Origin of the sequence: Pseudolactococcus laudensis, from assembly GCF_013449735.1 — a bacterium.
GTDB classification, from domain to species: Bacteria; Bacillota; Bacilli; order Lactobacillales; family Streptococcaceae; genus Pseudolactococcus; species Pseudolactococcus laudensis.
In genome coordinates, this window is sequence record NZ_JACBNY010000002.1 from 59,071 (window position 1) to 71,291 (window position 12,221).

Annotated in this window: 9 protein-coding genes; all 9 read left to right on the top strand. The window is 42.6% G+C overall.

Annotation, left to right across the window (positions count from 1 at the left end):
• The first annotated feature begins 40 nt into the window (after positions 1–40).
• The 9 genes from HZR21_RS02000 (at position 41) to HZR21_RS02040 (ending at position 12,213) form a co-directional block, all read left to right on the top strand.
• The gene (locus HZR21_RS02000; RefSeq protein WP_180745978.1) at positions 41–820 is read left to right on the top strand and encodes a WxL domain-containing protein; all 780 of its coding nucleotides are present in this window, start codon (positions 41–43) and stop codon (positions 818–820) included.
• 89 nt (positions 821–909) lie between these two features.
• On the top strand, positions 910–1,668 hold the full coding sequence (locus HZR21_RS02005) for a WxL domain-containing protein (RefSeq protein ID WP_310592552.1): 759 nt from the start codon (positions 910–912) through the stop codon (positions 1,666–1,668).
• A 65-nt stretch (positions 1,669–1,733) separates the two neighbouring features.
• Positions 1,734–2,489, top strand: coding sequence for a WxL domain-containing protein (locus HZR21_RS02010; protein ID WP_180745979.1), 756 nt, complete (start codon positions 1,734–1,736; stop codon positions 2,487–2,489).
• A 46-nt stretch (positions 2,490–2,535) separates the two neighbouring features.
• Positions 2,536–7,437 (top strand): beta strand repeat-containing protein, encoded by a 4,902-nt coding sequence (locus HZR21_RS02015; protein ID WP_180745981.1) that lies wholly within the window; start codon positions 2,536–2,538, stop codon positions 7,435–7,437.
• 159 nt (positions 7,438–7,596) lie between these two features.
• Positions 7,597–8,682 (top strand): WxLIP family cell surface protein, encoded by a 1,086-nt coding sequence (locus tag HZR21_RS02020; RefSeq protein WP_246307775.1) that lies wholly within the window; start codon positions 7,597–7,599, stop codon positions 8,680–8,682.
• A gap of 652 nt (positions 8,683–9,334) precedes the next feature.
• Complete coding sequence (locus tag HZR21_RS02025; protein ID WP_180745983.1) at positions 9,335–9,658, top strand: LPXTG cell wall anchor domain-containing protein; 324 nt, start codon at positions 9,335–9,337, stop codon at positions 9,656–9,658.
• A 71-nt stretch (positions 9,659–9,729) separates the two neighbouring features.
• Positions 9,730–10,578 (top strand): WxL domain-containing protein, encoded by an 849-nt coding sequence (locus HZR21_RS02030; protein ID WP_180745985.1) that lies wholly within the window; start codon positions 9,730–9,732, stop codon positions 10,576–10,578.
• 43 nt (positions 10,579–10,621) lie between these two features.
• Positions 10,622–11,413: a WxL domain-containing protein gene (locus HZR21_RS02035; protein ID WP_180745987.1), complete on the top strand. Its 792-nt coding sequence runs from the start codon at positions 10,622–10,624 to the stop codon at positions 11,411–11,413.
• Positions 11,414–11,454: 41 nt separating this feature from the next.
• Positions 11,455–12,213, top strand: a complete 759-nt coding sequence (locus HZR21_RS02040; RefSeq protein WP_310592551.1) for a WxL domain-containing protein — start codon at positions 11,455–11,457, stop codon at positions 12,211–12,213.
• Positions 12,214–12,221 lie beyond the last annotated feature (8 nt).

A 12,221-nucleotide genomic window follows, 5' to 3' on the forward strand; every position in this document is an offset into this window, starting at 1 on the left:
TAAGTTATCATCCCACAGTGATGATTAGAAGGAGTGACTCATGAATAATCGACTATTGAAATCTGTTTCAGTTTTGACAGTAGGTTTGGTCCTCGCCCCAGTTTTTGCGATGACTGCTAGTGCTGATGGTGGTGATTATGATTCAAATGGCTATGTGAGCTTTGAGGCTGGTGGGACAGTGATACCAGTTGATCCGCTAAGCCCGACAGATCTTATTACACCCACAAATCCAGATGGTACAACCCCTGCGACAGGGACTGCTGGTCCGCTATCTATTGACTTCGCCTCAAGCCTGAGTTTTGGTAAACAAGCGATTTCATCTCTTGATGCGACTTACTATGCGCATGCCCAATATATCAGTGGGGATAAGGATGGTACGACAGTTGATGAAACGCGTCCCAATTATGTTCAAGTGACAGATAACCGAGGTTCAGGTAGTGGTTGGACTCTGACTGTTGCTGAATCAAACCAATTTGTAACTGGCGATGGTAATGTTCTAACTGGTGCAGAATTGACCTTCTGGAAAGGTAAAACATTAGGTACCACTTCCTTTACACCAAGTTATGTGGCAACCAATAAAGAAGTCATTTCAACAGCAGATACGAAAATTATTGCTGCAGCAGCGGGTGAAGGAATGGGTACATGGGCTTATCGTTTAGGAGATAATTCAGATTATCAAGAAAATGGTGGCGCACATCTCATCCTAGATGCTGTTTCGACAGCTTCACCTATCACGCTCAAAGTCGTCGCAGGTACCAACTTAGCTAAAGTTTATACCACAACATTGAACTGGAAATTGAGTGACACACCAGAAAACTAAATCCTTTATTTAATCTATTTAAGTATGAAAATTGAGTACAAAAGTTTAACGACGTAGTTGTAAACTAGAAGTTCAAAAAGGAGGGTGCTGTGAAAACAAAAAATTTGTTAAACGGGTTGCTCATCCTGATTACATTTGCTGTGGTTGTTCAAGTTAAGGCGGAGGTAAACCAGTCATATGATGCAAAAGGTGTTGTGGGATTTGGTGCAGGAAGTGGTCAGCAATTACCAGTAAATCCGAATTCTCCAGACCCGACTATACCTGTAACACCCAAAAATCCAGATGGTTCAAAGCCTATTTCTGGGGGAGATGGTGCGCTGACAATTGATTTCACCTCAAGTTTTGATTTTGGCACCCACGCCATCTCAAATCAGGACCAAACCTACTTTGCAAAAGCGCAAGTTTATTTTAATTCTACTGAGCGAACACCTAACTATGCACAAGTTACAGACAAACGAGGCACATTTAATGGTTGGCAATTAAATGTTAAAGTTGTGAGCCAGTTCAAACAAATTGTTTCAGGACCTCAGAAATATCCTGAGTTGATAGGCGCGAGCATTAGTTTGAAAAATCCTACTCCGGCATCACTTAATGGAGAGCCTACGCCGACAGCGCAACCTCTCCAAAGTTTGATTCCAGGTGTAGAAACACAAGTTGCTAGTGCAACTTCAGGTGCTGGTGGTGGGACATGGGTTGTACGTTGGGGTGATCAATCTAACCTAACATCAGAGGGTCTCACGCCAGATATCACCTTATTTGTACCTGGTGTGAGCCCTAAAGATGCAACGGCTTATCAGACAACCTTGAAATGGATATTGGCAGAATTACCGACAAATTCGCCGACTTGATGCCGATAACCAAATATGTAACCCTTGGTGGTATCAAGCCCTATCAATTAAGAAAGGAGGGCACCATGTCAAGAGCATCAGTCAAACCATTGTCGTTAGTGGCATTGATAATGTTAGCAGTTGCAATGCTACCTCGAGTTGTTAGTGCGACAACGACGCAAAATAATGAGTCAGATAGTACGATAAGTTTTTTTGTCGGTAGTGACCTGATTGGTCCAGTTGATCCACAAAATCCACTACTCCCAGTCATACCAGTTGGACTGGTGGGCTCAAGTCATGGTGGTGCGACTTTACCAAACACTGGTCTAACTATTGTTTATGCTTCAAGTTTTAACTTTGGTAGTAATGATGTTAGCAACAAAACCGAAATATATCACGCTGCGCCGCAAATGCTAAGCGATGGAACTGCCCGAACGAACTATATTCAAATATCCGATACCCGTGGAACATTCACAGGTTGGAACTTAAAAGTCGTCATGACTGAGTTTAAGACAAGTAATGACGACCTCGTGGCCAATGGTCATGGCACACTAGCGGGTGCAACTGTGACCCTTGATGATGCAGAAATTCAAGGCGATGCAACAGCAAATCCAGCTGATAAATCAGTTGTTACAACTGTCTTAAATCCAAGTGTACAGTCAGCAACTCTAATTGGTGCAACAGCAGGAAAAGGGACAGGTAGTAATTTACTAGTATTTGGAGGTAAGGACGGTGCGACAAAGAATACAGCAGTGACACTCTCGGTACCTGCTGGTGTTGCTGGAGCAGCAGCCTATATAGCTGACTTTACTTGGATTTTAGACGATACACCTGAAAATTAAGCAAACAAAACTATCAGAGCGGTGAGAAACAAGAAAGGGAGATATCATGTCAAGAAAAAACAAATTTAAACTTGTGACTCTTGCAATGTTGTTAGCGTTGCTCCCGTCTATGAACTTAGAGACTGCCTACCACATCTTCCAAGAAGGCTATGTAGCGCAGACATCTCTTAGTAAAGTCTTGTCACCTCAAGCAGTAAACGCAACAACATCAAAGCAGCAGCCACTTCTTAAAACAACTGCTCCGATGAATCGTACCTTTAGTGGTCAAACGGCAACGCAACCTAGCAGACCGGCTCTCCCTCAAAATCCAGTTGTCGATGCGCTGGCACCTAATGCTTTTGTTTGGCAATCAAGTATCAACGGCCTAACCTTACCTACAAGTCAGGTCACGGCTATCCAGAACGGTACGATTTTAGGGAGCTATCCCGCTACGGACGCTGGTGTACAGCAAGCCCTGTATGCCATGTATAGTGCTACAAATGCTGATACCTCAGATTTTGTACTTTATTTTGGGGCCACTATGTCGTTAAGTAATTCAGCGGCCAAAGCACCTGTTGCGACACCAAGTGCTACTAGTATGACCTTTAGTACCCTAGTAGGCCATGCCAAGAGTTTGACCTGGATCTCCAATTCTGCGGATAATCTGGCAAGTTCTAACACGGCACAAGCATCAGGAACTAACTATACCATCACCTTACCAACTAATACTTACTTTGGCGTGCCGACAGTCTTTCGTAATGTCACTGTATCGGCGGCTAGTAAAACAATTTATGCCCAAGGCAACGCCTTTGCGACCACCAACGGGTCATGGATTACGGGTGCGGTCAGCATCTATGGTGGCACTGATAGCACGGCGATTACTGGCGATACCAATGTCTATATCGGGGCAACAGGAAATACAGCGGGTTGGAGTATCTACGGCGGCAACGCTACTGGCGGCATGATTTCAGGGGATACTCATGTCACAATTACTCAAGCATCATCAACGCTTGCAACAGTATCAGGCGGTAGCGCAGCAGGTGCTACGATTTCAGGCAACACTAATCTCGATATAAATGGTGCGATAGCGGCACAAGTTACCAATATCTATGGTGGCGGTGTCGGCACATCGGCTTCCCCAGTTACGGTCAATGGGACAGTAACGACCTATGTGAATTCAACTAGCACTAGCGCACATTATCAACTTTACCTAGGTGGTGCTTGCTATGGCAATATTACAGGCACGATTTACAATACCTTAACAGGTCTTGGTGGCTGGACAGGAAATTCAAGTAATATTAATGGCACTCAGACGACATTTTCAAATTATCTTGGGGGCTCTTTCCGAGGGAATATCGGCACTTCAGGTGGTGGGAATGTCATTTCAAACAGCTATGATACTTCAGCCTTTACGACTGGTCAAGCACTCTTTGTCGGAGCCAATGGTGGGACAAATAGTAACTACAGCAGTGCAACGAGTACGACAGCTTCAGCGCAAGGCCTCATCTATGCTAATATTACCAATTACATCAAATCGGCCTTTACGACAGGAACAGCAGGTGCAGTCTATGGCGTTGTCGGAGGAAATGGGCATGATTCCTTAAAAATTTCAGCAGCCCAGTGGGGCTTGGATAGTAAAACGACAGGTTTAGATGCTAGTGTTGGTGTATCAGATGCGAAAGCCTATGCCCAAATACCAGCGAGTACTGTCATTGCTAATGCCCAAACGATTACCAGTAATGCTATCTATGGCGATATCTACACCTGGGAACAATCGGGTGTGATGTCTACGACTTCAGGTGGTGGCTATAATGACTGGACGGGCTATTCTTATGGTGCTAGCTCAAACGGTTATCTTCAAGGCCAATCTGTACTTGAACTAGGCACCTCTAATGCGGATAACTCTGTTGGAGGCCCAGGGGTCGTCTTTTGCTCAGAATTGGGAGGAACTGCTGAGACGACCCTTGTTGCTAAAGGCAGTATCGCCTATAGTAAGACAAGTAACAGCACAGCCGATAACTCTGGTTGGGATGTTTTTGGCGGAGGTGGCACAGTATGGTCCTATAAACAAGCTTTCTTACAAAATGGCGACTGTTATCTCATCCATAATAACGATGTTGCACGCTGGACCTATGGCGGTCAAGCTAATGGTAGTCAGGTCGGAAATGCCTACAATATTCTCAATGGTGGCATCGTAGATACACTGGAAGGAGGTGGCTATTGTGGCACAACCAGATGGGGCTCAGTAACTGCACAAGTGAACATGGGACAAGTCGACTGGTTCTTATCAGGTGGCTCATGGAGTGACCTCTATGATACAGGAAATGCCACAGTCAATGTTTATAATGGAACGATTAATGCGATAGCCGGTGGCAACTATGGTAGTGCAGGTACAGAAACAATTGCTGGAAATTCAACGGTCAATGTCTATGGTGGCGACTTTTCTGGTAGCCCACGGTCGGGAACCAAGCAGCTCTGTGGTGGCCCATTTTATGACGGCAGTTCTTATGTTCTGGGTAATACGACACTTAACCTTGACTTGACAGGTCCAACAGGTGCAACCTTTAAATTACCTTCAAAGACCAACCTCTCAGGTGGCAGTGGCGTCGGAAATGATAATAATCATATTGGTTCTGGTACTGCTAATAGTATTAATCTAAATATTTATGCCAACTCGTCTTCAGGCGATGCTTTGAACGGTGCCGTTGTTTATGGCGCAGGTCAAGATAAAAGTACTAATATCAATATCGGCACGATTAATATCACGATTAATGCGGATGGCAATACGATCGGTTCAGTCTATGCCACCAACTTTGCAGCTATACCGACGGCAGGTCAATTGTATAATACCAATATTAATATTGGAGATGGTACGACGATTTCAGGTACCGTATCATCAGGTGGCAGTGGGGATGATTTAACAGATACTAAAGCAGCAGCGAATACCAAGCAAGCAATCATGACCTTAGGGGATAACACTTCTCACAATCCGATTACAATCAATGGCTCACTAGTTAATTTCAACAGCGCGGAAATAACTTCGCAATCAACGGTAGTTGTCTCAGGCTCTTTTAAAAATGGCAATAGTGCAACAGCAGCTAATCATGCTGCTACTTACTCTAAGCATGGCACCATTCAGATAGATGAGGGGGCAGTGCTCAGTGTGACAAGTACGTCATCCCTAATTTCAGGTAGCAAGCTTACCGTTGATCAAAATGCAACGATTTCAACTCCTTATATGCAAGCGCCAGGAATCATTAACCTATCAGACTTGGATATGACGTCCAACAATGGTAATCTGTTCTGGCAACCAACCGGAACACCTCCTGTTAGTATCACCAATACCTATAGTGGTGCTTACTGGGGTAACCAAAAAGGTTTCCCGGTGCTGACCTTTAATGGTGGTAATGCTGCAACTAATTCAGGGGCGGTTAACATCACTCCAGCCAACTTTTCTGGAGTTGATGCGACCAATAACTATGCTTTTCTGGGTGACTATACAACGAGTTCGGTTGCTTCACCAACGAGTCCAAGCTGGATTGGCTATGTTGTCCCTGGACAAATTCGTGTCTATAATATGACCGGGGCGATAGATTCCGGCTACTGGCAACATCACTTGTCTGGCGTGACAACTGGATCGCCAGTAGCAGGTATGTCAGCCTGGGCATCTGTTACAGAAGATACTAATGTTAGCAAATTAGAAGTTATGTATGTGATGAATTACACCGATCCGACAACCGATCCTTTTAGCTTTGCAACGACAGCACCAGCCTATGTTAAGTCTAGAACAGCTTCTGGCTTTGATGGGCGTGTGCTAAATAGCTATCCAACAACAAATCCCAACTTTGATACAAGTGCCGGAACAACTGGCGCAACACGGAGCTTTAACACAAGCGACTACTTCGTTGGCAATCAACAGAATGGGACAAATGATCAGGCTTTATTTGGTAGCTATATCATTCAGAATGTCGTGACAGATGATACGACGTCAATCAGTGCAGGAGATTATATCTTAACTTCTACAGATGCTGCAGCACTTACGTTAACGCAGTTGCAAAACATGGCGGATTTGACAGGTGTCGGGGTCATGTCTGACATTACAGTGACAGCTGATATTCTCTCAACCCTCAACACGGCTGGGACAACGGTGCAAAACCCAACGTCAGCAGCGACAAATGTCGCGGGCAAAGCTTATGCTCAGGTTCCAATGACCTGGAGTTTGGGCGCAAATACTGCACAAACAAATCTAGTCGTTGTGCCATCAGCTGCAGTCATTTCAGCGGATCACCAATCTGCGGTCAATGCTTATGACACGGTCTTATCAAGTGATGACGCCAATGAGTTGACAGGTCAAACTGATTTGGATACTAACTGGACCTATGCACTAGGCTTCTTGGCAGATGGGACGGTCGCTGCCCCAACAATTTCAACTCCGACAGGCTTAATCGCCAGTCTACAAGGTATTTCAGCGGCTGATACACTCCCAGTGACTTACACTTATAATGGGGTCTCAAAAGACATTTCGATTAATGTCATTATAGGCTCCATCCGCTTAACGGCGCCAGCCACTTATGATTTTGGAACCTTGACAGTTAAGCCAAGTCCATTGGTCGCTTGGCTACAAGCGCCATCAAGTGATGTGATGGTAACCGATACTCGGACAGGAAGTGATTTGAAACCTTGGTCTGTGACGGTTAGGCAATCTTCAGACCTTCAGGGTGTTTCAAATGGCAATGATTTGAGTGCTTATCTGATTTTTAACGATGGGGTAAGCAGCCAGCCGATTACGGGTGCGGCACTGCAGGTTTATGCGAATACAGCAACTACAACAGGAACGTTTAATTTGAGTCAAAATTGGCATACAGATACTGGACAGGGTGTTCAATTGAACATTCCGGTTCAGCATCAAATTGTCGGCACTTATCAGGGTGCAATCACTTGGACGCTGAACGCCGTTCCTGGCAATTAAACAGGCGAGTAGAAGCGCGTGATTTTGTACCAAATGGTCAACCGTTTGGTACACCGGACTTATTATTTATGATGTGATAAAAAAGAATTAAAATGAAAGTATTGTGTTAGGAGAAGGGAATATGAGAAACTTAAAAAATGTTTACAAGTTATGATGGTGATGGTAACTGTTATGATGATGGGGGGATTAGGTCAGGTTGTTCGAGCTAATGAGTTTAATTTTTCAGTTACCCCAATTTTACCAGAGAACCAAATTGGGAAAAGTGGTTATTTCAATCTGAAAATGGCACCGGGTCAGTCGCAAGAATTGACGTTGACATTGACCAATTCGACAGAAAGAACAGTTGTCGTTGAGGAAATGATAGCTAGTGCAACGACTAATATTAATGGGGTGATTGAGTACTCGCCCAATGATATCAAGCACGACAAAACCTTAAAATACAATATCACAGATTATGCGAAAATCCCCGCAGAAATAACACTGGCGCCCAATTCAAGCCAACAGGTCAAGGTTGAAGTGACCATGCCTAATGAGTCAGTTAGTGGTGTGATAGCAGGCGGAATTACCTTTAAGGAAAAAGATTCCGATACGGCTAGTAGCAAATCTAAAGGTATTAGTATTCAAAACAAATATGCCTATGTCGTGGGCTTGCTCATGCAGCAAGATACAACGCCAGTTGCACCTGATTTAAAATTGACCAGTGTCCTACCAGGTCAAGTCAACTATCGTAATGTGATCAATGCCAATCTCCAAAATCCTAACTCAGGCTACCTAAATCAGATGTATGTAAAAGCCACAGTTAAAGGCTTAAGCAACACAAAATTGTCTTATACAGTTGATAAAGAAATGATGCAGATGGCACCTAATACAAATTTTGATTACCCCATCAGCATTGGAGAGGGAAATCGGATTGCGGCAGGTAAATACCGTCTTACCATGACTGTGTACGGTCAAAAAAGTGATACGGGACAGTACACCTGTCAAGATGCCCAGGGTAAAACGCAAAAATTTGAGTATCAATGGCAGTTCACACAAGATTTCACTATTTCTGGCGAAACAGCCCGAAAACTTAACGCCAAAGATGTGACTATTAAACCAGAACCATGGTACCAAAACTGGACAATCTGGGTAGGTGCCCTTCTCCTTCTCCTAGCACTATTCTTTATCTTCTTCATTTTATGGAAACGCCGTCGGGATGATGGTGAAAATAATGGGGATAAAAATGTAACAAAAACAGTGAATTAAAGCTATTCTAATAGCGTGAAGAAAGCAAGACAATTACCGGTCTTGCTTTTTTTATGGTTAAAAATAGATGGGAACTATCTATAGTAATGTCGTAAGAGCTATCGTTACCAAGTGACAATTTATGAAAAAGGCTAAGATTTCATTAAAACTAACATATTAAGTCATGATTAGGTCGTAAAAATGTATCATTCGTTCTTTTTTTTTGTTATTTATCACTAGTTTATTATTAAATTTTAAAATGATATTAATGGCTTTGGAATGACTATAAATGCTTTTGTTGAGCGGTTTTTGTGGTTTTTTTTATTTATATTTTGTTGCAAAAAACGTTATTATTTGTCATTTAATTTTGAATGTATTCTTTTTTATTTACATTATCTTGTAAAAAAAAGTATTGTGTTATGATTTATGTGTAGATATGATGTCATAAAGGTTTTATGAATAGTTCATGAGTTAAATGTGGCACAAATAGACATATCATGTGTGAAAAAATCCTTATAGAAAGGAGTGGAAAGCTATAATTGTTTGTTAGATGAGAGCAACTTTGATGCGTGATATGTTGGTTTGAGTGCTATAAAAAATATATTAGTTTTTAAGATTAGGCTAAGTTGTTTAAATCATTGAAGTTTACGTCAAGAAAGAGGGGTGAGTAACTTTGAATAAGAAAAATATTTTAGTGTTATGCCTTTTGTTACTATTGATTCCCGTATCATTTGCTCATGCAGATGAGACAGAATATCAATCACAAGGGGATGTCGGATTTACTGGTACTTGGGAGATACCAAAGTCTGAGGAACTACCGAATACTGAGGAACCTCTTCCTATTACTGGAGATGTGCCAGCTAAAAATATTATTCTTCCCCAAACAGGGGATAGTGCTACTGCATCATTGGTAACGAGTTCATTTGGCATACTAATTTTATTCCTGATGACTTTTTATAAAAAATTCAAAGGAGAGGGGGCGATGAAACAAAATTAATAATCAGTATCATTGAAAATTCCATTTGAAAAAAATATTTCTAAATGGAGGGGAATTAGGAGGGAATAACCATGACAAAAGTAACGCTAAAATCATCCGCCTTACTTGCAACACTATTGATTGCTGGTGCTGCACTAGCTCCAGTCGCAAGCGCAACAGTAATTGGTGGCGACTATACAACGAGTGCCAACCTGACATTGAAAGCAGGAACAGGTCCAGTTGATCCATTGGATCCAGAAGATCCAGATAAACCAGTAATACCAATTGATCCGCCAGTAGATCCAGGTAGTCCGGGTAATATAACAGTTGACTATGGTTCAACACTCTACTTTGGGACGCAATCAATTTCTACTACGCAAGAAACATATTTTGCACATCCTGATAAAGTAACAGACAAAGCTAGCGGTGTTAAAAAATTAGTCCCTAATTATACGCAAGTAACTGACCAGTCAGGTGATTTGGCAGGTTGGACTTTGACATTGACACAAAAATCGGATCTTCATTTAACGACAGGACTTGCTTCTGCTCCAGGCTATGCGCTTACTGGTGCTCAAATTAAATTTACTGGTGGCCATGTTGTCGGTGGGAATAGTATCACAGTTGGTACACCAAGTGATGTTGTTGCCGCTGGTACGCTGACACCAGGTGTTGCGACTAAACTTGTATCTGCTGCAGCTAATGAAGGTGCTGGTACTTGGTTATACAACTTTGCTGATTTGACTGTTTATGATACGACATCTGTAGACCTTGCTAATACAGCAGATAATTCAAAAGTTGCGACAAAATCACCGATTACTCTGACAATACCAGCTGGCTTGATTCAAAAAGCAGCGCCTTATACAACAGAGTTGTATTGGAGTCTTCAAGCCACACCAGGTAATGCTTGGGCAGGTAAGTCAACAAACAGTGATGGCCTCTAAAAACATCAGTTTCAAGATGTGATGTCTCACAAAGGAGATTATTATGAATAAAAGAGTATTGAAATCAGCCTCAGTATTAACAGCTTGTCTCATCGTAGGCCCAATGTTTGCAAGTCATGCCAGTGCTTTAAGTACAGGTGGTGATTACAAATCTAATGGCTATGTCAATTTTGAAGAAGGCGATAATACAACGATTACACCAGTCGATCCATTGGCACCAACGATTCCAGTAGGGCCAACCGATCCGGATGGTACACCGCCAGATCCAGGTACAGGTGGGGCGCTGTCTATTGATTTTGCATCAAGTTTGAGTTTTGGTAAACAAAAAATTTCATCACTTGATACAACATATTATGCCCATGAACATTGGATTAGTAAAGATAAAGACGGGAATACGGTCGATATCACACGTCCTAACTATGTCCAAGTATCAGATACACGTGGGACATGGGATGGTTGGACTTTGACAGTCGCAGAAGCCTATCAATTCAAAAATGCGAGTGGTGAAGCTTTAACAGGGGCAGAACTTGCTTTCGATAAAGGCTTTACAGATGGTACGACAACTGCAACACCGGGCTTTGTCAAGACTGGTAAGTATGTCATTGGCACTGCAGAAGTCAAAATCTTAGGTGCAGGCGCTAACCAAGGTATGGGCACTTGGGTTTATGGTCTTGGTGGCAATGCAGATTACCAAGAAAATGGTGGTGTTCACATTGGTAACGATGCTGTTTCCACAGCATCACCGATTACGCTTAAAGTCGTTGCAGGTACCAATAAAGCCACAGCCTATACAACTGAACTGAACTGGAAATTAACGAATACACCAGGTAATTAAGCCCTTTGCTTAATCGATTTAAGTATGAAAAGGAGGGTGCTGTGAAAATAACAACTTTGTTAAGTGTACCACTCATCCTGATTTCATTGGGTCTAGCTGTTAAAGCAGAAGCGACGACAACACAATCCTATGACTCACAAGGAATTGTGGGCTTTAGCACAGGCGGCGGTACACAACCACCAGTAGATCCAAATATACCAGATCCAACACTTCCCGTGACCCCTCAGAATCCAGATGGTTCAAAACCTAATCCTGGAGGAGATGGTCCGTTAACCATTGATTTTGCGTCAAGCTTTGATTTTGGCACCCACGATATTTCAAATCAAGACCAGACTTATGCTTCAAAAGCGCAACGTTACTTTGATTCGGGTGATTTAACGTCTAATTATGTTCAAGTAACAGATAGACGTGGGACATTCTCGGGTTGGGAATTAAAAGTGAAGGAAGTAGCCCAATTTACGCAAATTGCAACAGGCCCTCAGAAATATCGAGAACTAAAAGGAGCCGCAATTGCTTTTAATAATCCAGTATCAGCCTCTCTTAATGACCAATATGCGCCAAAATCTCAAATGATCCAAAGCCTGATTCCAGGTGTGGAGACACAGATTGCGCTAGCGGAAATAGGTGAGGGAGCAGGTACTTGGGTTATTCGTTGGGGAAGCCAAGAGAATCTCACGCAAGAAGGGTTGAGTCCAGATGTTACATTGTTTGTGCCTGGTACAACACCTAAAGATGCGACAGCTTATCGAACAACATTAAATTGGATATTGTCTGATTTGCCTAAAAATACACCTGCATAATTATTAAA